General features: G+C 43.8%; 17 protein-coding genes and 1 pseudogene. 13 read left to right on the forward strand and 5 right to left on the reverse strand.

Annotated elements, in window-relative coordinates; translation table 11 throughout:
- Window positions 1-144 precede the first annotated feature (144 nt).
- The gene (locus ACSQ8O_RS13575) at window positions 145-2,727 is read left to right on the forward strand and encodes a GH116 family glycosyl-hydrolase (RefSeq protein ID WP_436242090.1); all 2,583 of its coding nucleotides are present in this window, start codon (window positions 145-147) and stop codon (window positions 2,725-2,727) included.
- A gap of 166 nt (window positions 2,728-2,893) precedes the next feature.
- On the opposite strand, the gene ACSQ8O_RS13580 is transcribed toward ACSQ8O_RS13575, so the two are convergent.
- The gene (locus ACSQ8O_RS13580) at window positions 2,894-3,280 is read right to left on the reverse strand and encodes a WGxxGxxG family protein (RefSeq protein ID WP_436242091.1); all 387 of its coding nucleotides are present in this window, start codon (window positions 3,278-3,280) and stop codon (window positions 2,894-2,896) included.
- Window positions 3,281-3,437: 157 nt separating this feature from the next.
- Window positions 3,438-4,247 carry a hypothetical protein gene (locus ACSQ8O_RS13585; RefSeq protein ID WP_436242092.1) on the reverse strand — a complete coding sequence of 270 codons (810 nt, stop codon included), beginning with the start codon at window positions 4,245-4,247 and terminating at the stop codon, window positions 3,438-3,440.
- A gap of 349 nt (window positions 4,248-4,596) precedes the next feature.
- Here ACSQ8O_RS13585 and ACSQ8O_RS13590 point away from each other — a divergent pair, with 349 nt between their 5' ends.
- Entirely contained in the window at window positions 4,597-6,270 is a 1,674-nt protein-coding gene (locus tag ACSQ8O_RS13590; protein WP_436242093.1) for a ribonuclease J, read from the forward strand.
- A gap of 298 nt (window positions 6,271-6,568) precedes the next feature.
- On the opposite strand, the gene ACSQ8O_RS13595 is transcribed toward ACSQ8O_RS13590, so the two are convergent.
- The gene (locus ACSQ8O_RS13595) at window positions 6,569-7,447 is read right to left on the reverse strand and encodes a helix-turn-helix domain-containing protein (RefSeq protein ID WP_436242094.1); all 879 of its coding nucleotides are present in this window, start codon (window positions 7,445-7,447) and stop codon (window positions 6,569-6,571) included.
- 178 nt (window positions 7,448-7,625) lie between these two features.
- Here ACSQ8O_RS13595 and ACSQ8O_RS13600 point away from each other — a divergent pair, with 178 nt between their 5' ends.
- Both ACSQ8O_RS13600 and ACSQ8O_RS13605 read left to right on the forward strand, forming a co-directional pair.
- Entirely contained in the window at window positions 7,626-8,531 is a 906-nt protein-coding gene (locus tag ACSQ8O_RS13600; protein WP_436242095.1) for an aldo/keto reductase, read from the forward strand.
- Window positions 8,532-8,547: 16 nt separating this feature from the next.
- The gene (locus ACSQ8O_RS13605) at window positions 8,548-9,693 is read left to right on the forward strand and encodes a glycoside hydrolase family 88 protein (RefSeq protein ID WP_436242096.1); all 1,146 of its coding nucleotides are present in this window, start codon (window positions 8,548-8,550) and stop codon (window positions 9,691-9,693) included.
- Between the two features lie 109 nt (window positions 9,694-9,802).
- Here the strand turns inward: ACSQ8O_RS13605 and ACSQ8O_RS13610 are convergent, their stop codons facing one another.
- On the reverse strand, window positions 9,803-12,181 hold the full coding sequence (locus ACSQ8O_RS13610) for an AraC family transcriptional regulator (RefSeq protein ID WP_436242097.1): 2,379 nt from the start codon (window positions 12,179-12,181) through the stop codon (window positions 9,803-9,805).
- A gap of 203 nt (window positions 12,182-12,384) precedes the next feature.
- Here ACSQ8O_RS13610 and ACSQ8O_RS13615 point away from each other — a divergent pair, with 203 nt between their 5' ends.
- From ACSQ8O_RS13615 to ACSQ8O_RS13645, 7 genes and pseudogenes are all read left to right on the forward strand, one after another.
- Window positions 12,385-13,305 carry an ABC transporter permease gene (locus tag ACSQ8O_RS13615; RefSeq protein ID WP_436242098.1) on the forward strand — a complete coding sequence of 307 codons (921 nt, stop codon included), beginning with the start codon at window positions 12,385-12,387 and terminating at the stop codon, window positions 13,303-13,305.
- 24 nt (window positions 13,306-13,329) lie between these two features.
- Entirely contained in the window at window positions 13,330-14,223 is an 894-nt protein-coding gene (locus ACSQ8O_RS13620) for a carbohydrate ABC transporter permease (protein ID WP_436242099.1), read from the forward strand.
- Window positions 14,224-14,298: 75 nt separating this feature from the next.
- The gene (locus ACSQ8O_RS13625; RefSeq protein ID WP_436242100.1) at window positions 14,299-15,780 is read left to right on the forward strand and encodes an ABC transporter substrate-binding protein; all 1,482 of its coding nucleotides are present in this window, start codon (window positions 14,299-14,301) and stop codon (window positions 15,778-15,780) included.
- A gap of 69 nt (window positions 15,781-15,849) precedes the next feature.
- The gene (locus ACSQ8O_RS13630; RefSeq protein ID WP_436242101.1) at window positions 15,850-17,703 is read left to right on the forward strand and encodes a hypothetical protein; all 1,854 of its coding nucleotides are present in this window, start codon (window positions 15,850-15,852) and stop codon (window positions 17,701-17,703) included.
- Between the two features lie 181 nt (window positions 17,704-17,884).
- On the forward strand, window positions 17,885-20,743 hold the full coding sequence (locus tag ACSQ8O_RS13635; protein WP_436242102.1) for a carbohydrate binding domain-containing protein: 2,859 nt from the start codon (window positions 17,885-17,887) through the stop codon (window positions 20,741-20,743).
- Window positions 20,744-20,895: 152 nt separating this feature from the next.
- On the forward strand, window positions 20,896-22,956 hold the full coding sequence (locus ACSQ8O_RS13640; protein ID WP_436242103.1) for a hypothetical protein: 2,061 nt from the start codon (window positions 20,896-20,898) through the stop codon (window positions 22,954-22,956).
- A gap of 48 nt (window positions 22,957-23,004) precedes the next feature.
- Window positions 23,005-23,538 (forward strand): annotated as a pseudogene (locus tag ACSQ8O_RS13645) (PhnE/PtxC family ABC transporter permease); the annotation flags it as partial.
- 74 nt (window positions 23,539-23,612) lie between these two features.
- Here the strand turns inward: ACSQ8O_RS13645 and ACSQ8O_RS13650 are convergent.
- Window positions 23,613-24,311 carry a GntR family transcriptional regulator gene (locus ACSQ8O_RS13650; RefSeq protein ID WP_436242104.1) on the reverse strand — a complete coding sequence of 233 codons (699 nt, stop codon included), beginning with the start codon at window positions 24,309-24,311 and terminating at the stop codon, window positions 23,613-23,615.
- A gap of 359 nt (window positions 24,312-24,670) precedes the next feature.
- Here ACSQ8O_RS13650 and ACSQ8O_RS13655 point away from each other — a divergent pair, with 359 nt between their 5' ends.
- Window positions 24,671-24,829: a hypothetical protein gene (locus ACSQ8O_RS13655; protein ID WP_436242970.1), complete on the forward strand. Its 159-nt coding sequence runs from the start codon at window positions 24,671-24,673 to the stop codon at window positions 24,827-24,829.
- 109 nt (window positions 24,830-24,938) lie between these two features.
- The gene (locus tag ACSQ8O_RS13660) at window positions 24,939-26,294 is read left to right on the forward strand and encodes a tyrosine-protein phosphatase (protein WP_436242930.1); all 1,356 of its coding nucleotides are present in this window, start codon (window positions 24,939-24,941) and stop codon (window positions 26,292-26,294) included.
- The last annotated feature ends 198 nt before the right edge of the window (window positions 26,295-26,492 follow it).

The following is a 26,492-nucleotide window of genomic DNA, read 5'->3' on the forward strand; positions in this document are numbered from 1 at the left end:
AATTTTACACCTCTTTCAGGATGCGATTGCAGTTGTTTTTTACATAAAAAAAGCATTTTATCCACAAAGAATTTAGTCGGTTTTTCCATTATGATTAAGGGAGTAGATGACCTAAGTATAACATTTTACAGGTGGAGGAAATACATGAGAAATGGTTATAAGGGCGCCAAAACCAGAGAAATCAGCTTTCCAATAGGTGGAATAGGAAGCGGATGTATAGGCTTGTCGGGGAATGGTAGATTGGTGGACTGGGAAATTTTTAATCGCCCAAACAAAAAGAGCTTCAACGGTTTTAGCCACTTTGCAATAAAAGCAGAAAGTCAGGGGGGAATTCTGGATGCACGCGTGATAAACGGAGATTTGCAAGCATCCTACGTTGGCGAACACGTTCGAAACGCTCCTTTACATAGCGGATATGGCTTCGGACCGGAGAGCCAGACAATGGCAGGCATGCCGCATTTCGAAGAAGTTGAGTTCAGGGGAGAATTCCCATTTGCTGAAATGTCGTTCGCGGAATCAAGGTTCCCAGGACGTATTGAATTAGTAGCTTTTAATCCATTTATCCCCCTTCAAGAGGATGATTCCAGTATACCCGCTGCCTTTTTCGAGTGGGAGCTGGAAAATACGGAAGAAGTGCCGCTCACCTATACGTTATGTCTGTCTGCCGGCAATCCGATTCCAACAGAGAAGGTTGTTCACCAGTACAGTGAAAGCGATGGCGTCCATTCGATCCTGTTAGGATCGAATCAGTTTGACAGTGAAGATCCTTTTTTTGGCGATATAACGATTGCCACAGATGCGGCAGATATTAGCTACCAAGAATTCTGGTACCGTGGCGGGTGGTGCGATAATCTTGAGATGTTCTGGCATGACTTCACGCACCCTGGGCACTTGAACAACAGGCAGTATCGCGAAGATGAGCCACCCGTGCGCAGGAGAGATACGGCCTCGCTGGCTGCGCATACGGAGTTGATGCCTGGCGAGAAGAAAAAGATCAGATTCACAATTAGTTGGAGCTTCCCGAATGTGAACAATTATTGGAATCCGAATCCAGATGGTCCTAATGTCTGGCGAAATTACTATGCGACCCTATTTGAAGATTCTCGGGCAAGCGCGAAGTATGCTTTTAAACATTGGAAGCGTTTATTCGGAGAGACACTTAAATTTAAAGAAGCTCTGTTTTCTTCCACCGTCCCTGACGTTGTCAAAGACGCGGTTTCCGCGAACTTATCTGTCCTTAAATCGGCGACTAGCTTACGTCTAACCGATGGTTCTTTTTATGGATTTGAAGGTGTCATCGAGGACACCGGATGTTGCGAAGGATCTTGTACACATGTGTGGAATTACGCTTACGCATTGCCGTTTTTGTTTCCGAGGCTGGAACGCAGCATGAGGGATCTAGATTTCACGTACAACAAACGCGAGGATGGCCGAATGTCATTCCGCTTGATGCTCCCGCTAGGTCGCGAGAGGATGGACTTCCGCGCCTGTGCGGACGGACAATTCGGCGGTGTTATGAAAGCTTATCGCGATTGGAAAATCTCAGGAGATACGGAGTGGTTGCGATCTGTCTGGCCCGCCATCAAGCAATCGATTGAATACGCTTGGTCTGACACCAATGAGGACAAGTGGGACACCGAAAAGAGAGGAGTTCTTGTAGGCAGACAACACCATACGTTGGATATGGAGCTTTACGGTCCAAACTCCTGGTTGAGCGGATTTTATTTGGCTGCGCTCAAAGCGGGAGCCGAAATGGCTGAGTTCTTAGGCGATCAGAAGACATCAGAGGAATTCAGCAACTTGTTTCAAACCGGTAAACAGTGGGTAGATGAGCACCTATTCAATGGCCAGTATTACGTTCAACGAGTGGATTTATCGGATAAATCCTTGCTAGATCAATTCGACGAGGAAACGGTTCTTCACTATTGGAATGTGGAATTAGGGGAAATCAAATATCAGGTTGCCGAAGGCTGTGTGATCGACCAGGTCATTGCGCAGTGGCATGCTAATTTATCGGGGTTAGGCGAGATTTTTGATAAAGGCCAAACTCGTACCGCCTTGCAGTCATTGTATAAGTATAATTTTAAAACCAGCATGAGACACGAGGCTAATACCTGGAGGTTGTACTCGCTGGGTGATGAGGGGGGACTTGTGATCTGCACATGGCCCGAAGGAGTAAGCAAACTAGCGATTCCATTGACGTACAATACGGAAACAATGACGGGTTTTGAATATCAAGCAGCCTCGCACATGATTCAAGAAGGATTCATTGATGAGGGGATGTCCATCGTTCAAGCAATTCGTGATCGTTACGACGGCGAAAAGCGCAATCCTTGGAACGAGATCGAGTGCGGCAGCAACTACGCCAGATCGATGGCCAGTTACTCCTTGCTGCAGGCTTTCAGCGGATTTGAGTACAATATGGTTACAGGTATGATTGGTTTCAAACCCGTACAATTCGAAGAGGGGATATTCCGTACCTTCTGGTCACTCGATGCAGGCTGGGGGACCTTCGAGAAACGTGAGGAGCAAATACGCCTTCAAATTTTAGGAGGGCAACTCTACTTAAAGAAATTTAAACTTCCCATAGAGCAACTCATTGCTATTGAACAAATTCAATATAATGGCGAAAACTTGGCGTACACAATCGAAGGTAATGAGATACATTTTGCTGGTGGGTATACGCTAGATACGACACATCCGCTTGTAATAAAGCTCCGTAAGTGACATTTGGTGCCATGCGGTTCCTGTCATTAGCCATCGATTGAATCCAAGTTATTTTCATAGTTTAAAAAAGTGAGCAGGATCCCACTGATGTTAAGGGATCCGAGCTCCGCTGTTTTAGATATATGTTGGCTGAAATTTCAGGATCTGTGAATCTTGACCAACTAGCTTATCTTTCTCCAACGTTATTTCTTGATCTCATTCCAGCTAGGCCAATCAGACCAAGCAATCCAAGCCAGCCCCAGTTCGAAGCATTCGATCCCGAATTTGCAGTATCATATGCGCGAATAGAATTTGAATTAGTAGAGTAGGAATTTAGCCCAGTTCCGTAATTGGTTTGATTTAGCTTAGTACTGGGAGACACAGGAGGTGAACTAATCGTTCCTGTATTTGTTCCATAATGACTGTAATTATTCACATTATTATTTGTATTTATACTTGTTGAACCTGTTGAAGAATTCATTCCAACACCTGCATTTTCATGTGCTCCAACTGTTCCAAAACTTAATGCTGATGTTAATAAAATAGCAAACGTAAGAGTTTGAACCTTTTTCATAATGTCCCTATCTCCTCTCAACTCTTTATTTGACAACACTAGTTAGGATGTTCAACAGTGGCCATTTCTAATGGGGGAGTTATTGGCACAGAATAAAGAGGACTTTCATCTCCCTTAACACTAGAGGTGAAGGTCCTCAATTTACTATTCGACTAAATTAGTTACTGCTATACCCGTAATGCGCGATGACCGGTTGTGATGACTGTATGGATCCTTGTTGTGGATATCCGCTGTTCTGGGAATTCTGTGCCTGATAGCCGCCGTAATGAGAAATGACCGGCTGAGAGGCGTTTTGAGAATAAGCATTCATTTGAGATGCATGGTTAGGCTGCATGCTGTTCTGGGAATTTTGTGCCTGGTAGCCACCGTAATGAGAAATGACCGGTTGTGAGGCGTTTTGAGAGTAAGCATTCATTTGGGATACTTGGTTAGGGTGCATGCCGTGCTGGGAATTCTGTGCTTGGTAGCCGCCGTAATGAGAAATGACAGGCTGTGAAGCGCTTTGAGAGTAAGCATTTATTTGGGATGCATGGCTAGGCTGCATGTTGTGTTGGGAACTTTGTGCCTGGTAGCCTCCAAAGTGAGAAATAACCGGCTGTGATGTGCTTTGAGAGTAAGCATTTATTTGGGATGCATGGCTAGGCTGCATGTTGTGCTGGGAATTCAGTGCCTGATAACCGCCAAAGTGAGAAATGACAGGCTGTGAAGCGCTTTGAGAGAAAGCATTCATTTGAGAAAGATGGTAAGGCTGTCCGCTCTGCTCCCGATTTTGAGCTTGGTAACCTCCAAAATGAGAAATGACTGGTTGTGAAGCATTCTGTGTAAATGCGTTGTCCTGTGTATGTTGAGTTTGATAGCCGCCGTAATGAGAAATGACCGGGTCCTGCGCAGTATAAGAATTAGCGTATCCGTTTGTATAAGACGATTGAGATGCATTGTTTAGGCTTTGCTGTCCGAATTGATTCATTTGAATAGTCCCTCCTAGATTATCTATCTTGGCCGTAGAAGCCTACATTATTATAAGGATTCAACCTGCTTTTATCCTGTGAATTAATGGGTATTTACCCGTACATTTTAGACAGAACGTCCATGGTCGGGACAGATAGTTATAACTAGATATAGAATAAAGTAACTGTAAAGTGAATTTTTGATTATTTCTTTTGGACACAATACAACAGAGGTGATCACATGCGTTGTTTACTTTGCGAGAATGAGCAATTGTTAAAAGGAAAAAAAGCGAAATGTTTTATATGTACCATTGTTAAGCGTCGAAATTTACCTAAAATTTAATCGTACAAGCTATGGAGGTCTTTATATTGGGCTCAAACCAGGATAAGCTTTCCATCATTGCCCTCGGTGGTGTAAATGAAATTGGCAAAAATATGTACGTTATTCAATATAACGATGATATCGTCATTATCGACTGTGGGTCCAAATTTCCAGATGAAAGCCTGTTGGGAATAGATCTAATTATCCCTGATATCTCCTACTTATTTGAAAATAGAGATAAAGTAAGGGGGTTGGTTATAACTCATGGACACGAGGATCATATTGGTGGTATTCCCTATATAATCAAACAGTTGAACATGCCAATTTATGCTACACGACTTACCCTTGGCCTCATAAAGGGGAAACTTAAAGAACATGGTCTTCTTAACACGACTACTTTGCATGAGATTGATGCAAATTCTAGCCTTATTTTAGGGGTGATTCCACTAAGCTTTTTTCGAACGAACCATAGCATTCCTGATTGCCTAGGTATCGTCTTCGATACCCCGCAAGGGACTGTCGTGCATACTGGAGACTTCAAATTTGATTTAACACCGGTAAACGAACAATATGCGGATATACATAAAATGGCAGCTATTGGCCAAAATGGTGTACTTGCTCTACTTTCCGAAAGTACGAATGCTGAGCGGCCAGGATTCACACCTTCTGAACGCTTTGTTGGCGATCATATTGAGGAAGCATTTGCAAAGGCTACTGGAAAAATATTTTTATCGACCTTCGCATCTAACGTCAACAGGTTACAGCAAGTCATTGTCGCAGCAGAGAAAACGAACCGTAAAATCGGTCTATTAGGAAGAAGCATGGTCAATGTCGTAGACATAGCTGTATCCCTAGGGTACTTGAGAATGCCCCCTGATATGTTAATTGAAGCTCAAGATGTGAATCGGTATTCTCCAGATGAGCTCGTCATCCTCTGTACGGGAAGTCAAGGGGAACCCATGGCAGCATTAGCCCGCTTGGCCAGCGGTACACACCGTCAAGTCGAAGTTTCCCCAGGTGATACAGTTATACTTGCGGCAACGCCAATTCCTGGTAACGAAAGAAACGTAGCGCGCATTGTAGATAACTTGTTTGCAAGAGGGGTTAAAGTCATCTACGGATCTGGATCCGTAACAGGAATGCATGTATCTGGTCATGCAAGTCAAGAAGAATTAAAGCTAATGCTGACATTGATGAAGCCAAAATACTTTATCCCTATACATGGGGAATACCGAATGCTTCATCAGCACCGTTTATTAGCTGAAGCAGTTGGTGTAGATTCTGATAACATTTTTATAATCAATAACGGTGAGGTTGTAGACTTTATAGACTCCAAAGCTCGTAAAGAGCGTCATGTTCCAAATGGAAATACATTAGTTGATGGGCTTGGTATTGGAGATGTAGGTCATATTGTGTTGCGAGATCGAAAAGTTTTATCTGAAGACGGGATATTAATTTTTGTGCTTACCCTGAGTAAGTCGGATGGGAAAGTTGTATCGGGGCCAGATATCATATCCCGTGGATTCGTCTATGTTAAAGAATCCGAGGGATTGATGGAGGATGTACACCGGATTGCATTAACTACAATCACACAACTACAAGATGCGAAAACGAATCAATGGGGGCTTTATAAGCAAGCTCTAAAAGAAGCGATTGGCAAATATTTATATACCCAGACCAAAAGAAGGCCAATGATATTGCCAATTATCATTCAGGTTTAATATTGCGCGAAATAACGACCACTATATGGATGGTGTAAATTAATTCTAAAAACATATAATATCTGTGTTTCAAATTACTCAAGATGGGTGGGCTAAAGTCATGACGAACCAGAAAAAGAGCGTAAAATCAGCAAAGCAAAAAAACCAAAAGCCAAGTAACAATAATAAAAACAGCAGCAATAACGATATTGATGATGCAAATAATAATTCTGGTGGCTAATAAATAATTTAAGTCTCAACAAACAACCTCACTTCAATTGAAGTGAGGTTGTTCTGTATATTGACCGGTTATTTTATCTTATGTCAATTTTGTTGCTGTTTTGTTTCTATATTTCATTGGCGTTGTACCCACAAGCTTTTTGAAAGCTTGACAAAAGTAAGGGAAATTATTCATGCCTACTTCAATACTGATCTGTTCTACCCCTTTGTTGGTAATATGTAAGAGTAGACAAGCTTGCCGTATTCGTCTTGCAAGGATATATGCCATTAGACTTGAGCCGGTTTCTTGTTTGAAAATGCGAGACACATAATACTTGGATATATGCAAATGCTCTGCTAAGGTATCAAGGGATAGATCATCGGAATAATGTTCTTCCAGCCAATTCATTACTTTTTCTGAATAGCGAAGCTGTCTTTGCGGATGTAAGTTATTTTCAACGGGATTACCAAATCCTTTAGCATAGAGAAAATGAAATATTTGCAGAAGCATTAAAGCGAAGTTATGTTGTTTTTCATGCTCCTGATAATTGGCGAAATTAGTTTTGTAATGCAAGAATAACTCACAGATGAACCGCGTTTGGTCAACATTTTGGAGAACCTGTTCTTGGACTTCATTTTTCCACAGGTGCTGAAAATAACGCTCTAAGTGGGGGAATGAAGAGAAATAGTGTTCAAATATCGAAGGCTCTAATGTGACAATCGTGCGCTCAAATGGTGAGTCTGGTTGTACATGAACCTGTATGTTATGCAGTTGATAGGGTTGCAGGTAGAGGAATGTACCCGATTTAATCGGATATACTTGGCGATTTACCACGATTTGACCGGTGCCTTGATGAACGAATAATAGTTCCATTCCTTGATGACAATGGTGAAATCCTTTATATAAATCAGTTGTAAATTTGCGATAACTGAAGCGAAAGGGAGTTTCATGTAATTCAACATCTTCCAATAATTTCATTCGATGTTTCCCCCGTCATCGCATAGAATTGTCCAGCGAACTTAGTGTAACATGATCTATGAAAATATGACAAAAAAACAACAATTATATGCGAATGAGAATAACTTTGACACGGGCAGATTTCATATAATGAAGACATTGTAAGTTCGAACAATCATGAAAAAAGGATGTGATTATATTGGAATACACGTCATTTGGCAGAACAGGAATGCGGGTTTCAAAGCTTGGACTTGGAGGCGCTCCGCTTGGTGGAGATTTCGGTCCGGTTACGGATGAACAAGTCATTGAAGTAATCGGTCGGGCTTTGGAATTAGGAATCAATTTCATCGATACAGCACCTTTATATGGTGCAGGTGAAAGTGAAAGACGAATTGGGAAGGCGATTCAGGGCAAGAGAGAAGAAATTTTTCTAGCGACGAAGGCGGTTATGCGAGGTACTCCTTATACATACGAGAATACCATTCAGTCTGTGGAAGATAGTCTGAAGCGATTAGGGACGGATTATGTCGATCTTATTCAGATGCACGAGCTTTCAGAGTTGAATGCAGAAATGGGGATGAACGAAACTATCCCGGCTTTTCTGAAGTTGAAGGAGCAGGGCAAAGTGCGGGCTATCGGAGTTAATGCTTTCAATCCGTCGCTGTTGCTGCCATTTATTCGATCTGGCCACATCGATTCCGTGCAAACCTTCTGCCGTTATATGTTGATCGACTATACGGCTATGGATGAGCTTCTACCGACGGCGAAACAGCATAATGTCGCCGTTATTAACGGCAGCGTGCTCGGCATGGGTCTTCTGGCAGAAGCGCCAGCGCCATTCATCAAGACAGATTCGCCTTTATATAACGAAGCGCAGCAACGAATCGATCAGTTAGCTTTCCTTCGTAAGTCAGAACCGAAAGGATTAATTGAGCCTGCGATGCGCTTCAGCCTTGCTAGCCCTGACATTACGGTAACGTTAACTGGAACTACTTCCTTGCGATCGCTAGGACTAAATGCCAGTTTTTGCGATGGCGTAGGTATCCTGCAACATGAATTAGATCGCTTGCTGTCTTTATTCCCAGGTCAGCCACTACAGTGGTAAAAGGAGAACTAAGCCCATGTCTAAGTTAGAAACAAATATGAAAGCGGAAGCCGTGCATGCGCGATGGTTAGATAAGGTTTGGAATCAAATTGTAAACAAAGTTGAACACATGAATGCGTCTATTGGCGCTGAATTCCCCTACATTTCGGAGAATGGCAAGTACAACAGAGAAGCGGCTGATTGGTGGACGAATGGCTTCTGGCCAGGTCTTCTTTGGATGGTATATCGTGAGACCAAGAATGAAAGCCTCAAAGAAACAGCTGCTCAGATTGAAGTTAAAATGGACACGGTGATTGCCGACTTTTATCCACTGCACCATGATGTTGGCTTTATGTGGAGCCCCTCTTCCGTGGCCCAATACAAGCTGTTCGGCAATGAAGATTCGAAGCGGAGGGCATTGACGGTAGCTAGTCATCTCGTTGGTCGTTTGAATGTGAAAGGCGGTTTCATTCGTGCTTGGAACCAGCCTGAGCGAGTTGGTTGGGCGATTATTGACTGCATGATGAATTTACCGCTGCTGTATTGGGCTAGCCAAGAAACAGGAGATCCTCGTTTCAAGCATGTGGCAGTTTTACATGCGGATACAACGTTGCGTGAGTTTCTTCGCCCAGATGGATCGACTTACCATATCGTGTGTTTTGACCCCGAAACGGGCGAGAGACTAGAGGCCCTTGGCGGGCAAGGTTATGCGCCTGATTCTGCTTGGGCGCGAGGCACGGCATGGTCTTTATATGGTATGGCCCTAAGCGCACGCTATACAGGAGATCAACGCTATATCGATGCAGCTAAACGTGCAGCACATTTCTTCCTAGCGAATGTACCTGAAGATGGGTTACCTCCCTTTGACTTCCGAGCACCATGGGAAGAAGGAATGGCAATGGACTCGAGCTCGACAGCTTGCGCAGCTACGGGCATGTTAGAATTGAGTTTGCTGGTACCTGATCGTGAAGCTGAGTTCTATCGCCGTGCGGCTGAGAAATTAATTTATAAATTAAACGAAAATTATACGGCGTGGGATGATCCGAACGAGGAAGCCATTCTGAGATTGGGAACCGCTAATCGGCCTCGGAATGCCCATGTGAATGTACCGATGATCTATGGGGACTTCTTCTTCGCAGAGGCAGTTTGCAAACTGCGCGGCGTACACGACACCTTCTGGTAGGAATTAGACGTATGCCTTTTGAGATAAGAACAAGATATTGAAGTTAGTATAGTTCAGTAATTCGAACACCAAAAGCGGCCTTCTCCAAGTGGAGAATGGCCGCTTTTATTTACGGTGAGATCTCCTGAATATCACTCACTCTGGATTTAAGCCGATATTCGGTGGGGGTAGTGCCAAACCGCTTTTTAAATAAGGTGAAGAAATGCTTTTTATTTTCCCAACCTATTTTTTCGATAATTTCATCTACGTTATATGACGAGTCCTTGAGCAATTCAGATGCTTTCACTAGTCGAGTTTCAGATATGTAGTCAGCGATCGATCGTGAAGAATGCTCACGGAAGAGCTTGCCTAAATAAGCCGGCGTTAATTTAAACTGGTCTGCTACTCGATTGGACGTTAGGGTTGTATCCATATAATGGGAGTCGATGAAGCGGATTGCGTTGGAAACCACGATATCTGATTTCTCGCTTCGGTTTTGTTCAATTTTCCCAACAATCGCGGATATAAGGGTAATGAACTCGTTATTGATCTCGTCGAATACTTCCATTGATTTCATTGTATTGTCAAAAGAAACGAAGTCTAGACCAAAGGAAATCGTCCCATTTCGCTCCATGAGATTAACCAGGTTGAAGATGCTGGAGGACAAATACGATAAGGTAAACATGATGATATTGAAGCTGCAATCTGTTAATTCTTGCATCAAATTCCAGTAGGCTGTTTTGGCTTCTTCTAATTTGGCTTTCTGAATACAGTCTAGAAATTGCTGCACAGAAGCCGTATTGATATTAAAATCGGACCAATTCACCTTATTTATCGTTTGTTGGGTGAGCAGGCAACCATGGCCATATTTAATTCGATAATGGGAAAGCTCCAATGTTCTCTCGTACAGGGCTCGGACATCCTTAATGGAAGTTACGGGTTCGCTAATAAAGGCTGAAACGCTAATCGAACAGTATTTGGCGTACACTTGCTGAATTTCTTGAACTAAGCTCTTCAAGCGCTCAATCTGATCTGTGGAACCAGGCTCATGATCACCAAATACCTCCATATTAAATAAGGTAACCACATGATCTCTACCTGCATCGATGGACTCGCATGGATAGGAAGGATGCACGATTTCATTCGCTATATTAAGAAGCGAGTATCGTAATAAGGATTGATCCTTCGAGCTATAGTTCGCATGAAAAGCCGCATAATGATCTGTTTTGAAGAGAATAAGGGCAATGGAGCTTCTTGGATCAAAATGAACATTATGCTGTTTGAAAAACGCTTCATAATCGACTTCTTTTACATGTTTACTCAAGAGAAGATCTTTCAAATACGTCTGTTTCAACGTGAACAGATTGGTCTTACGGAAATCTTCAAGGGAGTTTAGTTGATAGTGAGTGGACTCAATGGAATCAGTGATGTACTCGAATTCATTGTGATGATCCTGTTTTGGCTCCTGTGCGTGGTTCAGACGTCCGATTATTTTTCTTAAATTTCGCACAGGATTATACAAATTCTTGGATAGTAAAAATCCTGTAATGAGACAGATGATGAGCATAACAAGTCCTATCGTCACTGTAATCGCTTTCACCTTACTCACGGTTCCAGCAATATATTTGTAAGGTGTGATGTTAACCAAGATCCATGGCGATGTCTCATATGACGTATAAGTAATGATCGAGGAGGTCCCTCTGAAGTCAGCTGTGAAAACACCAGATTGGTTAGTGAATTGTAATACGTGAGAAACGAAAGGCTCATTGGACAAACTGCTTAGAAATAGGTCTTTTTCTTGATCCGAATTGGCAATGACGTTCCCGTTGTGATCCATAATCAAGATATTATTGCCTGTTAATGAATCAGATTCCTGATAGGACGCAAGAGAATTGAAAATCCAATTCATTCGGACATTGATAACGAGTGCATTTTTCAACTGTTTATCAGGAAAATACTCAGGCAGGATGTAGGAAAATACATTCTCGAATTTCGTAGGATCTAATTCTGATACTGGGATTTTTCTTGGAATAGGTGTATGAGACAGTAATAGCTTGGGATCTTTAAACATTTGAACCAATTCCGTGTCATAAAACTGATTTTTCCGAGTGACAGTGTTCGGTCCAATGGCATAATAGGTGTTCGTCTTCCCGTTATACACATAAGCGGAATAGATGAATGGCGCACTTCCTAACGAGAGATCAATCGTCTTAATGCTGTTCAGTTCATCCAATATGGAAATGTCTTCGCCATACATTAATTTTGCGGTATTGGGATTATTGAAAATCGCATTCGAGTAGGTTCGTACAGAGTTGTTTATTTGCATAGCATTCTGATAGATCTGGTTCATTAATTTCTGATTTGACGAATTAAGCAGCCCAATGCTGTAGCTCGTAAAGTTAAAATGTAGAAACAATAATAGCACAAGCATGATTAGGGTAAGTAAGAATGTAATTTTCGTAAACATGCTGTAAAAATATAACTGACCCGTTCGAAAAAATCTCGTCACCTTGCGATTCCACCTTTTCGATAAAATCATGTGCTGTCCTTTTTTATTATAGATGAAAGGCATTGAATATGGAATTATTTTGCATCGAATTGAACTCATTCACATAATTTAAACCCTGGTTTTAAACCGATTCTTCATTTTTGTGCCTATCTTACCTCCTAAATCATCTGTTACGATAAATCCCAGAAGGAGGTCATGGCATCATGCAGCTAAGACAAAAGTGGAAGGATTTTCGGAAGAATAAAGTGTTGCTCGCTCTAACATTACCACTCGTGATTTATGTAACTATTTTTAGTTATGTACCGATGTTTGGAGCTATGGTCGCATTCAAAAGGTACCAGTTTAACAAGGGTATTTTGGGCAGTGAATGGGTGGGTTTAAGCAATTTTAAGTTTTTATTCGGCTCGCCCGACCTCTGGCGAATTGTTCGAAACACATTGGGATACAATTCCGCGTTTATTGTTCTTAATTTAGTAGGATCCGTATTTGTAGCCTTGCTTTTATATGAAATAACAAGTAAGAAGCTGCTCAAAACGTATCAATCGATCATGTTCTACCCTCATTTCTTATCTTGGGTAGTGGTTGCCTATATGGCTTACTCTTTTCTAAATCCAAGATCGGGGATGTTAAATCAGTGGTTAGCTGATCTCGGTTTAGGAACCATAGACTGGTACAATAAGTCGGGACCTTGGATCTACATCATGCCAATAGCTAATATGTGGAAAGAGGTTGGGATAGGCGCCATCATTTATTATGCAGGACTTCTTGGTATTGATCCAACCTATTATGAGGCAGCCAAGATGGATGGAGCTAGCAAGTGGCAGATTCTTACCAAAATCTCTGTACCGTTTCTGTATCCACTCATGACCATTCTTACGATATTAGCGATTGGGCATATCTTTACGGCTGATTTTGGTTTGTTCTACCAGCTTCCAATGAACTCGCCAACTGTATACAGCTCGACAGATGTCATTGACACGTATATTTTCAGAGCGTTAACGGATTCAGGTAATGTGGGTATGTCAAGCGCAGCAGGATTAACGAAATCGGTTCTAGGTTTACTGCTTGTTGTGGGTACGAACGCATTGGTGCGTAGAATAAATGCAGACAACTCGTTATTTTAGAGAAATGGAGGAGGAAGAGAGGACATGGCTAGTTTGAGGAAATACCAGTTATCTATGTTGCCGATTCATCTATTTTTTATCGCTATTTCTGCTTTGTTCGTCATTCCACTGTTGGCAATCGTATCAATTTCACTTTCTAATGAAGTAGACTTATCGAAGTTTGGTTATCGATTGATTCCCTTAAATCTTGATTTTAGCGCTTACCGTTATATTTTGGAATATCCAATGACCATTATTAATGCCTATAAAGTTACGATCATCATGGCTGCTGTAGGTACATTTGCATCCGTACTCATCATTTCCATGTGTGCCTATGCGTTGTCTAGGTCGGATTTTAAATATGGCAGGTTCATCACTTTTTATTTGTTCTTTACAACATTATTCAGTGGGGGAATTGTTCCTTACTATATATTAATGACGAAAGTTTTCCATGTACAAAATACGTATTGGGCATTGATTCTCCCGCTATTAGGAAACATTTGGAACATGTTTTTGATGCGCACTTTCTTCAAGGCGTTGCCCGATTCCTTAGTTGAATCAGCTAAAATCGATGGTGCCAGCGAGATGCGAATTTACCTAACGATCATTATTCCACTCTCAACTCCCGTTTTAGCAACTGTGGGGCTGTTGACGTTACTTGTCTACTGGAATTCTTGGTTTGCTTCGCTTCTATTTATTACTAAACAATCGATGTATCCGCTCCAATATTTGCTGCAGGTTATGTTAAGTAACATCCAAGAAATTTTGAAAAATATGCAAGATGGTGGAATCGTTGATGCGGCAGCCTTGAGTAAATTACCGAGTGAATCAGCCAGGATGGCCATGTGTATGTTAGCGATAGCACCTATGCTGGTTGTTTTCCCATTCTTTCAAAAGTATTTTGCCAAAGGATTAACGGTGGGCGCTGTCAAAGGTTAGCCCTGAACATGAATTAAGACTAGAATTCCCAAAATTCTAGGTTTAAGATAAGCATATAATAATGGAGGGTTGTTCATGGTAAACAGAAAAAGAAAGATGACTGTAGCGTTAACTTCGATTCTAACAATTGGGGCTCTTCTAGCAGGTTGTTCAACCAGTACGGATAAACCGAGTAGTACCAGCACAGCTCAAGCAACAGTGTCTCAAAAACCGGAAGAATTAAAGCCCGTAAAGTTAGTTTGGTATTTAAGAACCGCAGAGCCTAAAAACGGGGCTGCTGTCATGCAAAAAGCGAACGAAATTATTAATGAGAAAATTAAGGCAACGGTTGAATTCAAGTATGTCGCTCCAGCAGACTACGATAAAAAGATGCAGCTCGTTATGTCTTCTGGCGAGGAATATGATATCGCTTTCACTGCAAGCTGGGTAAATAACTATGTGAATAACGTCAGTAAAGGAGCGTATATTCCGTTAGACGATCTGTTGGCAAAATATCCTGATTTGACGAACATGTTTAAAAAGGAAATTTGGGATGCCGTGAAGGTCAATGGGAAAACGTATGGTGTTCCGAATAACCAAATCATGGGCGACCAGCCAGGATTTTGGTTGAAGAAGGATCTTGTAGATAAGTACAAAATTGACTTGACCAAAGTGAAGTCGTTAAATGATTTGACACCCGTTCTACAAACCATTAAAGACGGAGAACCAGGCATTTCTGCCCTTAGGGATGGTAACGGCATTAATGTGGCTTATAATGATGTCGTTTCATTAGTTGTGGATACTTTTGTAGTTGATACCAAGACATGGAAAGTAACTAACCAATATGAACAGTTGGCACCTCAATTTAAACTGATGAGAGATTGGTACCAAAAAGGCTTTTTCCCGCAAGATGTTGCTACTCTGAAAGACGAGTTGTCCTTAATCAAAGCTGGAAAAGTATTTGGCAGATACAGTCGTCAAAAACCAGGTGTCGACGCCGAACTAAAAGCTTCGTATGGATTTGACGTTGTGAATTTCGCAACCGGCCCTTCTGTCATTAGTAAATCTGCAGTAACGAGTACGTTGAATGCCATAAGCACGACTTCGAAAAACCCGGATCGCGCCATGATGTTGATCAACTTGATTGATACCAATAAAGAGCTGTTCAACTTGCTGAAGTTTGGACTTGAGGGGCAGGATTATACCAAGGTTTCTGCCAACCGCATTGAACCGAAACCAAATGCTTACTCTGTACCTGGCTGGTTATTCGGTAACGAATTCAATAGCTTTGTTGTACCTGGACAGCCGGATGATGTTTGGGATCAAACGAAGAAACTGAATGATACCTCTGTGGTTGATCCTGCAATTGGATTTACATTTGACCGTACGAATGTGGAAAATGAACTTGCTCAGTTGACCGCTGTAACAACAGAGTTTAAGCCAATTCTTATCAACGGACTTGATGATCCGGACAAAATGATGAAGCTTTACACCGATAAACGAAAAGCAGCAGGTCAGGATAAAGTGTTGGCAGAAATTCAAAAGCAAGTCGATGCGTGGAGAAAGACTCAGAAATAATGATTGACGAATAGCGGGGGATCCAGTATTTCGTGGTTCCCCCTTTACTTGTTAAAAGAAGGGATGAAAATGATGCTAGAGCATATAACATTTCGTCAGCTTAAGAATGCTTTGGAAGAAACACAGCGCCAACCACGAACACTTTATTCAGAAGCTCATTCCTCTGAGCAATGGAAACGCATAAGAGAAGATGTGAATTACGCAGAATTCTGGCATACATTGCAAGAGAAAGCGACACATTTACTTGAAAACCCCGTACGTGCACCATTATTTTCAGAGTTCACTTTGTTCGGGGATACAGGTGACAGGGCGATCTATCAGAAACAGCAAGATGACTTGTTCGTTGGCATCCCGATGTTTAGCATGCTTGCCCTAACAGAGGAAAAGCAGGAGTGGAAGACCGGATTAGAGAACGCAATTTGGCATATATGTAACCAGTATACATGGGTTTCACCAGCGCATGTTGGACTTTACCATAATGATTATCCGAATGGGATCTGGGATCAGCCTCTTCCGCCAAGAGAAACGGTAGATCTATATGCAGGAATGACCGCATTTACGTTAGCGGAGACCGTTCATTTGCTGAAAGACAGGTTGCATCCGTGGATCATTCATCGTGTGAACGAAGAAATCGATAATCGCATATTTCAAGTCTATTTCAATGACCCTACACCGCAAAATTGGGAACTGAAGACGAACAACTGGCCGGCAGTTTGCTCCTCAAGTATCGGAGCAACGGCGATCTATATGATCGAAGATAGTGAGAAGCTGGCAGGTATGCTCTGGCGTGTGATTGGGGTGCTGCGGAATTACTTCTCAGGCTTTGACGAGCAAGGCGCAACACCAGAGGGACCTGCTTATTGGCAATTTGGATTTTCACACTTTGTGTATTTCGCGGAATTGTTGAAAGAGCGAACACAGGGACGCATTGCACTCCTCACAGACGCTAAGGTCGAGGCCATCTCGCAATTTCCGCAATTCTGTATGTTATCGGGTGGGAAGGTTGTCAATTTCTCCGATTCTCCAGAAGAAGTCACTTTGAATCCAGGTCTTATTCAACGATTGCAACAATATGTATCAACGCTTGAGCTTCCGACCGACTACTATCGCATGAAGCCAGTTATAGGGAATTGGCTGGATGTTACAAGGTTGATGCTTTGGTCATTAGACTCAGAACCATTAATATCTGCTAATGACGGAGAAAGGGTTCAAGAGCAGGTATTTATCGGTAATCAATGGGTGATTTCGAAAATTAAGGATGCTGAAGGTGGGATGACTGCTTTTGCTGCCAAAGGTGGACATAATGAAGAGCCTCACAATCATAATGATCTTGGGCATTTTATTTTACATGTTGATGGTGACAATGTGTTGGCCGATCTAGGGCTTGGGGTATATACCAAACAATATTTCCAACCTAGCTATCGGTACGAGATGATCAATGCGGGTTCTCACGGACATTCCGTTCCGATTGTGGATGGCTGCAGACAGGGATTTGGGAAGTCGTATCGTTCTGAAATTCTTCACAGTCAAATTTCAGATGATCAAGTTCATGTCGTTATGGATTTGACGAAAGCCTATGATTGCGTTTCATTGGACATTTTCACTCGAGAATTTCTATGGGATCATTCGGTGCATAAAGCCCCGCAGTTGATCGTCAGGGATCGCGTCATTTGTAATACAAAGCCGGAGTCATTCCAAGAGATTTTCATAAGTTGTGTACAACCTAGAGTCATCGGTGCAGGCCGGATACAGATGAATAAGGTGACATTGCTTTACAATTCAGAGCAGTGGGAATTGGACATGGAAGAAATGAAAGTGGACTCTCATTATAAAATAGGAACGCCATTCTACCGAATCGTATTGAATCGTACGAGGATGGAGCGAGAGATGCTTTCTGAGTTTTGTTTTGAAATTGGTGAATAGTCGGCGGTACAGGTAAGCCTGTTTACATGGTTGAACAGGCTGCCTATTTCAAATATCGCAATCGGTTGTAACGAAGGGAGGAAACAGTTAGGGATCGTCATCGCTGCTCAGTCTCAAGAAGATTTTGATTGTGTCTCAAACCAATGGAACACTCAAAATAATCAAAAAGGAGCATGTGTACATGAATTCAATCCAGATCAGATGGAAGAATCGATTATTGAAATGCGTATTAAGTGCCTTATTAATCTCTCCAATGGTCACGGCAGTCCCTATTTCTGAGGTACATGCTGCAGGAACGACCTATTATGTAGCTACAAATGGAAGCGATTCCAATAATGGGACATCGTTAAGCACGCCATTCCTTACGATTCAGAAGGCTGCACTCACAGCGCAAGCAGGAGATACCGTCAATATTCGGGGAGGGACGTATCGAGAAACCGTTACGCCAGCTAATTCAGGGACAACTGGAAACAAGATTACCTATCAGAACTATTCAGGTGAAACTGTTATCGTAAGTGGAAATGATGTTGTTTCCGGTTGGACTGTTGATGCTGGGAATATATATAAAGCTCCAATGAATTGGACCCTAGGAGCAGGTAACCAAGTGTTCGTGAATGGAGTAATGATGGATGAAGCACGTTGGCCCAACCAAACGGGCACCTTGCTTCAGCCGACCCGTGCGTCTATGCAGTCTGGATCGGATTTAACGCACATCGTCGACACGAATCTTCCTGGGGCCACTGGGTTCTGGAATGGAGCAACCCTATGGACGACAAGTGGAAGCGGATGGATTGCCATGACATCAACGATCACAGCTTTTGATGCTACTACGAAGAAACTGACTTTTGGTGCGTTAAAGTCGACAGGAGCGTCGTACGTGCCAGCATCAGGCAACAAATATTATTTGTCTGGGATTAAAGGTGCATTGGATGTGGAGAAGGAGTGGTGGTACGACTCGGCAAACGCCATGCTCTACTTATGGGCACCAGGTGGCGGAAGTCCATCCAGTCAAACTGTCGAAGCGAAAAAAAGAACAACTGCCTTCGACCTATCCGGTAAAGGTTTCGTAGATATTAAAGGCATTCAAACGATTGCCTCGACCATCCAAATGGATGGTTCGACGAATAACTGTTTGCTACAAGGACTCGTAAGCAAATATATTTCACATAATAAGCTCAATACGATTGCGAACGAGCAAACGAATTTAGGCATCATTTTAGACGGAACCAATAATGTAATTAGAGACAGTGAGCTTGCCTATAGCTCAGGCAGTCTTGTTACGGTAAAGGGCACCTCGAACCACGTGATTAACAGCTACATCCATGATGGGGGTTATGTACCTGATTGGGAAGGACTTGTGAATCTGAAAGGGTTAAATAGCTTGATTAGCCACAATACGGTAAGTGATTCAGGCAGGGTTACCATCTACTTCTATGCGGGTATGAGCGCAAATGACATTCAATATAACAATGTCTATAATGCCGGCTGGCTGACCAATGACCTTGGGATGCTCTATGGACCGAATACAGATGGAGGGAATACGGAGATTCATCACAATTGGGTACACGATGCTAAATCAGCCAGTTTAGGCATGGGGATCTACCTAGATAATTACACGAACAATTTCATTATTCATCATAATGTGACTTGGAATAATGCCGGTTTGCAGTTGAATATCCCATCGGAATATAACCTCGTCTACAATAATACCTCATGGACGAATGCAGGGACGGTTCAAGCTTGGGGGAATATTTTTACCACGGATATGTATGGGGACCGAATCTTTAACAACATTGTGAAGGGCTATGATGCTGAAACAACAGCCTATACGACCATTGGAAGCAATCTGACAACGACGCCGGGATTTGTGAATGAAGCAGCTCGTGACTATCAGTTGCTTTCGACTTCAGCAGCCAGAGATGCGGGTATTATCATACCTGGCATTACGGATGGCTATGTAGGCAGTGCCCCGGATATTGGTGCATATGAGTACGGCGGCACAAATTGGACGGCTGGTCATAATTTTGCGGCTCCGCCTAGTCCGACGTATGCAACTCCAAGTACACCAACCATGAATAGGGTGTCCAACGCAGGATTTGAGCTGGGCAACCTCTCGGGTTGGGTGGCTACGGATGCTGGCAACGCTGTTGCATACAACGAAAATCATTGGGGACTCGCAGCGAATGCAGGACATTCGCGATCTCAATTGTATGGCGTCAAGTTGAGCGGTGGCGTAGATGGGGTTGAACAGACAATCACAGGATTGCAACCAAATACGAGTTATGTTGCTGGAGGTTGGCTGAGAACACCGGGGGGTGAAACGGCTGCTTTAGGTGTTAAAAACTATGGTGGATCTGATGTAACGACGCCATCCAACAGTGCCACTTGGACCTTTGTGAAGGTCACGTTTACGACAGGTGCAGCGAATACGAGTGCTACGATTTATTTTAAGAAAACATCAGGCTCGGGAGAGGCTTATGCGGATGATGCAGGACTTATCCCCGATTCAACCGTTTACCAATCCATGTACGCATTTGACGGTTTTGAAGGCGGACTGGGCAACTGGGTAGTTGTACCTGGGAAAGGGACGCCAACGACGAGTACAACCGTGAAACATTCTGGGAGTAATAGCTACATCGTCAATGAGGATATGGACGCTATTCAGCAAAATTTTAGCTCTAGCTACAATAAAGTGGTTACGATGTGGTTCTATGACAATGCCAGCGTAACGAACATGCAAGTAGCAGGTTTTGTCGATGACAATGTAACGATTCGGGGAATTGAGGTCAATACCCCGACTTCAACTACAAAATATGCCGTACGGTTAGGCGGTACACATTCTGCAACGACTGTAACCAGAACAACAGGCTGGCATGAGTTCAAGTGGGACTATACGTCTGGTACAAAAGTAGATATGTATATCGATGGCGTATTGGTTTCATCGCCGACGGGTTTAACGAACTTCAAAAGAATATCGATTGGAGATTTATGGTCTGGTAATACGAATACAACATATTTTGATGATATAAGTATTCAGTAGAATGGTAAGAGTGGACTTGGAGCGGGGAACGCTCCAGTCCTGTTTTTAGTTCGAACTGGCAAATAGATGAATTTACATTTATATACATTTATTATATTTCTGTGGGAATTTCGAGTTTCGTAAGAATACAGTCATCGTTTTGGAGGTAGCGTATGTTTTCAACACAAGAATTAGCATATATCGAACGATTATTTGGGTCTAATCCTATTCAACCACATATCGACGCTTTCAAAGAAAACAGCAAAAACAATGAGATCACAGAAACTGGACTATCTTGTGATCTATATTTGGACTTTGCCGAAGCGCGTGTACGTCAATTTGTTCCTTATCTAAGTGAATACGGAGGGATTTTGGAGCCTAACGATGGGAAAGAGCACGAATTTGCCACGGCTGCATTTGTAAAAGCCGGAGCTATTTTAGTAGCAAACGGCCGCTGTAGGGATCTGCAAGATCAGATTATGCTAGCGATGGATTGGGCTAGCCAATGTTTAGGCGAGAATAAAGTCCCAGATGATCATGCCGATTTCACTTCTCATATGCTGGTTAGAGCATATCAGCTTCTTGTGGAAATGGCAGGACGTGAGCGTAGTGACAGATGGCAGAAGCATTTGTCGCAAATTGAGCCTGAGTTAACGTATAGCCAAACGATCCGCAATTTCCCCGACATTCGTACGATCCGTAACTGGGCTACTTATGCTATGCATGGCGAAATGATGCGGTTCAGCGAGGGTTTGACGGAGTCGAACGCATTTATCGAGACATATTTACAACCGCAAATGACGCGGTTCACGCCAGAAGGGTTATACCGTGATCCTAATCTTCCGGCGGTTTATGACATGGCTGCGCGGCAGCAGCTTAGTGGCTTACTAGACGCCGGATATAACGGCGAATGGAAGCTATTTCTTGAATCTCAGCTTCGCAAAGGTGCTCAAACCATGCTATTTATGCAATCTAGCACGGGGGGCACTAGCTGCGGGGGCAGAAGTAACCAGATTATTTGGAATGAGTTGACCTTTGCCAATCTCTGTGAACGGGAAGCTACGCGATATGCGCAAGCGGGTGAACTAGCGTGGGCAGGTACCTTTAAACGAGCTGCTCGAAAAGCACTTGGATCCATTCAGCGCTGGATCGAGGATCCCGCCGAGTTCCGATTGTTGAAGAATCGATTCAGCAGCGAGATGCGTAACGGTTGGGAGTTCTATGCGTATTACTCGACCTACAGCTTGTATGCTGCGCAAATTGCGGCTTCTTGCTATGAATGTGCGGATGAAAGCATACCCGAGAAGCCAACGCCTGCGGATATGGGGGGATATGTTGTTCCGATTGAATCCTTTAATCGCATCTATGCCACGACTGGACCACGGCAAGGCGCCTATCATCTCGTGATAGATACAGCTGCGCAAATGGGGCATGATGCAACTGGTTGGGTGAGGCTGCATAAAGCGGAGGTGAAAGAAGAAACCGCGCTCTCCATGGGGATAGCTGGGCTCAGTGGTAATCTTCACATGAATTATTTAGTGGCCAAACAGAACATACCACGCCCGCACACGCCGGCAGCTATTGGTCTGACATGGCGAGATGGGTACGGTACTTGGCACAGACTAGCCAACTATGGCCGAAGAAATCACGAAACCTTTGCATCGTTGAATGAGGACGGGGTGCCGACCAAGGATGAGAAGATGCATTGGCATGCGTCAGTTGATAATAAAGATGAAGCTGGTGATGTGCTATCCTTCCAAGTTCGCTATACATCCACTGGACTTCAACAGCTGAATGATATGGATTTGCGTGACCCAGATCCAAATATGCATCCAGTCCTCTTGCGTGCTATCGCAGATATACTGCCAAGGCCAGGCATCGAAGGGGTAGCAGTGATCACAGAATCATATCGGGTCGCTAACGAGGGAGTAACAACGTCATGGTTGGTAGAAGTGGCGGAGGCTGCGGAATTAACCGGTGTCGGTGTAACCGTACCGGTGTTAGTGTCCAATGGAACGGATGAATCGGTCATCCGTGTCGAAGGCAATAAGCTGTTCGTCCAATATTCGAATGCGGTATATGCAATCCAACCACATTCAGAATCCAAAGACATTGAACTTGAAGTTCTTCCCTCGCTAATGCCGAATCGCAACGGCAATTATCGCTTAGCACAGTGGATTAGTAAGGATGCAAGTAAACCAATAACCCTTCATTTCGCTATAGAACAAAATTAAGTTCCCACAAACAGCTAGATTACCGCTTTCGAGTCGATATGAACTCGGTTAGTGCTCGGCTTAATGGCCGCCACTAATCTATCCAATCCTACACTATCCGTTATAGTTAAAGGTATAGTTGCATTTATTAGAGCGGTACCAACTGTGCTATGGGTATTGATTTTTGCGGTTGCTGCGGGGTTAGGCAGTGTGGCAGCGGTCATTGGTATGACGTTCCATTCTGTCAGTTATCTCGTGAAGACGTATTCGGAATCCTTCGAGGAGTTAGATAAAGGCGTCATTGAAGCATTAAAAGCAAGTGGTGCGAATTGGCTTCAAATCGTATTCCAAGCCGTTTTGCCTTCGTCGATCACATACTTGATTTCATGGACGTTTATGCGATTTGAAATCAACTTTTCCGTAGCGTTAGCTATGGGTGCTGCAGCTGGTGCAGGAGGAATTGGATATGATATGTTTATGGCTAGCTCCTATTATTATGATGTGAGAGAAATCGGAGCAATTACGTATCTGATTCTTACGTTTGCCATCCTGCTTGAGCTAGTGGCAGGAAAGATTAAGAAGAAGTTAAGGGTTCAAAACTAATGTATTTACGATTGAAAAGCCTGTGCGAGACCGAGATTCGGTACGCACAGGCTTTTCGTTATCCTTGACCTGTATTAAATCCCAAAAGACTGAAATTGCTGACGTGTCTGTTCGATGAGCGCTAGAATGATTCTCTTCGCTTCGTCCAAATCTCCTGCTGCAAGCGCATCATAGATGCGTTGATTGAATTCTACCGATTGCTGCGGTTTCGGTAACGTGTGGGCATGCAACTTGCGGTAAGAAATGATTTTGAACATATATTTCCCTTTAATTTGCTCGAGAACTTGCAGCATGTTCGCATTCTTTACAAGAAGCAGCATGGTTTCAATAAAGAGAAGTCCGCATTCGTAATAGGTGCGGTAGTCGTCCTCTTCCGAAGCACTCAGCTGCCTCGCAAGAAGATATTCCAGCTCAGGCAGATTAAAGCTGAGCTTCCTGAAAGCAGCGATTTCGAGGCTGTACAGCTGCATCGAGGACAGGAATTCGAACATGTCGTGAAACTCCCGAAACGAGATCTCCTTTACGAAGACACCACGTCCTCTAATCGATTCCACGAATCCCTCTGTTTCTAAGAGGGAAATCGCTGCTCGAATTGGCGTGCGGCTCATGCCGAGTTGCTCGGCCAGCTCATTTTCCGAAAGCAGTGTGCTTGGCAGGAAATGACCATTGATTATATTCTCGCGAATTTGTTGATAGGCTAATTTTTCAAGGGAAGACTTAGCAGAGCCTAATTGGTTCGATGTGTTCCGTGCATCGGGTACAAGTGAAGTCATTTCATTACAAGCCGCCTTTTCAAGTAGAGTCGATAATGTCTATTATGCATGATGTATGTAAGCTGAATATAAAGTGGATGAAGAAAAATTGAAATTGCTCGCCTGCTGCGAACGCTATTTTCCTAGGTTTCGCTCCGCTATACCGGGGGATTTGGCGATTTCGCAGCAGCACGTGACATTAAGATTAACAGTTCGTTTACATAAGTCGAATATTCCAATAACAATACAGTTCTAATCTAATACCTGAAGCATCGAGACAATGACTTAACAGGAGACAGGAGACTTCTTATGAAAAAATGGATAGCAGTACAAGCAGCGGTAGTCGTGTTAGGCATGACGCTGATTCAGACAACAGGAGGATGGAACGAGGCTCACGCAGCAGAGGCAGTACAGCAGCAAACCATCACCGTATCCGCTGGGGCGGAACGGCAATCAGATGGAACGATCAAGCTGAGTTGGCAATTAGGTGCGGGGCAAAATGGGGACGTACGCATTACCTGGAGCCGATCTCCTTATAACTTTGATAAAGAACATCATGTCTTGGCTCAAGGAGTCAAAGAAAGCTCCATCGCCGTGAAGGATCCGAACCCGGAAGGCCGCACGTATTTCCTTATCGAAGGCAACGGCATGTCCGTTATCACAGCGGAGCGGAAAGTCAACGTCAAAGGGCTCGACAACTTCCGCGACTTAGGCGGCTACCGCACGGAAGATGGGCGTACCGTCAAATGGGGCAAACTGTTCCGGGCGAACGAGCTGGCGGCGTTAACTGAAAACGACAAGCAAATAGTTCAGGACCTCGGCATTCGCACCGACATCGACTTCCGCTCTCAAGGTGAAGTCGCACAGAAGCCCGACCCGAAAATTCCAGGCATGACCTACGTTTGGGATCCGGTTATGAAGGACTTGGGTAATTCGACGGACATTACTCAGCTCTTCAAAATGGACTACGCCTCCATGATGGCGATGATGGAAGACGGCCAACGTAACATGGTCAGCGATCCGCAAGTACAAGCCTACAAAACGATGTTCGAGCTGCTGAAAGATCCGTCAAACGGCGCAATCGTCTACCACTGTACCGCAGGCAAGGACCGTACGGGCTTGGGTTCGGCGCTTATTTTGCTAGCGCTTGGGGTTGACGAGAAAACAATTATGCAGGACTACTTACTAAGTAATGACTACCGGGCTGCCGGCAATCAGGCGACACTCAAGTATATGGCCCCTATGATGACAACGGAGGATTCGAAGAAAATCGCCACTTCCATTCTTGGTGTAGAGTCGGAGTGGTTGCAAGCCTCGCTCGATGAGATCAAAAAGCAATACGGCACCTACAACGCCTTTTTTGAGAAAGCGCTAGGCGTGACTACGCAGGACCTTGAAGAACTGAAAGCATTGTATTTGGAAGCGCCGGGCACTTACGCACCGAGCTTCGGCGACATTATCGGCCACTGGGCTCAAAAAGACATAGAGCTTCTCGCTAGCGAGTCAATCGTTAGTGGTGTCAATGATTTGGCGTTTGCGCCGAACCGCAGCATCACGCGCGCCGAGTTCTCCACTTTGTTGGTCCGTGCGCTGAAGCTGCCGACCTCCGCAGCGTCGAGCGGCTTCCAAGACGTCGCTGACGGCGACTGGTATGCCGCTCCGGTGAGCGCAGCTGTGAAGGCGAAGCTGATTACGGGCTACGATAATCACAACTTCAAGCCTGGTGCGCCAATTACTCGCGAAGAGCTGTCGGCGATGCTCGTCCGCGCCCTGCAAGCGTCTGGTGCGAGTACTACGCTAAGCGCCGAGTCGGAAAAGTCTGCGCTGGCGAAGTTCAAAGACAGCAGCAGCATCGTATGGGCGCGACCAGAGATGGCCGCAGCGCTGCAAAGCGGACTAGTAAACGGTCTCGATGGCGATTTACTGTCTCCAGCGGTGCCGGCTACGCGCGCGCAAGCGGCGACCATGTTGGAGCGTTTCTTGCAACTTACCAAAAAGTCGTGATATCGAAATAAGCCTGTGTACTTTAGTGAGTGCACGGGCTTATTTTATGCATTTACGAAGTTGTTTCAAAAAATATGCTGTTGTGATGTCGGTTGCATGAATATCCCGGATCAAATAAAAATGAATTTACCCCGTATGAATCATTAGTTTGCCTATCACGTCTTCTGGTTGTTATCCTTTAAAATACACATAACTATC

The sequence above is a fragment of the Paenibacillus sp. LjRoot56 genome, assembly GCF_964253335.1.
GTDB lineage: Bacteria > Bacillota > Bacilli > Paenibacillales > NBRC-103111 > Paenibacillus_E > Paenibacillus_E allorhizoplanae.

Bases quoted from the DNA above. Each gene is read 5' to 3' on its own strand.
- ACSQ8O_RS13575 (WP_436242090.1), top strand. From the start codon at position 145: ATGAGAAATGGTTATAAGGGCGCCAAAACCAGAGAAATCAGCTTTCCA.
- ACSQ8O_RS13580 (WP_436242091.1), bottom strand. From the start codon at position 3,280: ATGAAAAAGGTTCAAACTCTTACGTTTGCTATTTTATTAACATCAGCA.
- ACSQ8O_RS13585 (WP_436242092.1), bottom strand. From the start codon at position 4,247: ATGAATCAATTCGGACAGCAAAGCCTAAACAATGCATCTCAATCGTCT.
- ACSQ8O_RS13595 (WP_436242094.1), bottom strand. From the start codon at position 7,447: ATGAAATTATTGGAAGATGTTGAATTACATGAAACTCCCTTTCGCTTC.
- ACSQ8O_RS13605 (WP_436242096.1), top strand. From the start codon at position 8,548: ATGTCTAAGTTAGAAACAAATATGAAAGCGGAAGCCGTGCATGCGCGA.
- ACSQ8O_RS13615 (WP_436242098.1), top strand. From the start codon at position 12,385: ATGCAGCTAAGACAAAAGTGGAAGGATTTTCGGAAGAATAAAGTGTTG.
- ACSQ8O_RS13620 (WP_436242099.1), top strand. From the start codon at position 13,330: ATGGCTAGTTTGAGGAAATACCAGTTATCTATGTTGCCGATTCATCTA.
- ACSQ8O_RS13625 (WP_436242100.1), top strand. From the start codon at position 14,299: ATGGTAAACAGAAAAAGAAAGATGACTGTAGCGTTAACTTCGATTCTA.
- ACSQ8O_RS13630 (WP_436242101.1), top strand. From the start codon at position 15,850: ATGATGCTAGAGCATATAACATTTCGTCAGCTTAAGAATGCTTTGGAA.
- ACSQ8O_RS13635 (WP_436242102.1), top strand. From the start codon at position 17,885: ATGAATTCAATCCAGATCAGATGGAAGAATCGATTATTGAAATGCGTA.
- ACSQ8O_RS13640 (WP_436242103.1), top strand. From the start codon at position 20,896: ATGTTTTCAACACAAGAATTAGCATATATCGAACGATTATTTGGGTCT.
- ACSQ8O_RS13650 (WP_436242104.1), bottom strand. From the start codon at position 24,311: ATGACTTCACTTGTACCCGATGCACGGAACACATCGAACCAATTAGGC.
- ACSQ8O_RS13655 (WP_436242970.1), top strand. From the start codon at position 24,671: ATGGAACGAGGCTCACGCAGCAGAGGCAGTACAGCAGCAAACCATCAC.
- ACSQ8O_RS13660 (WP_436242930.1), top strand. From the start codon at position 24,939: ATGTCCGTTATCACAGCGGAGCGGAAAGTCAACGTCAAAGGGCTCGAC.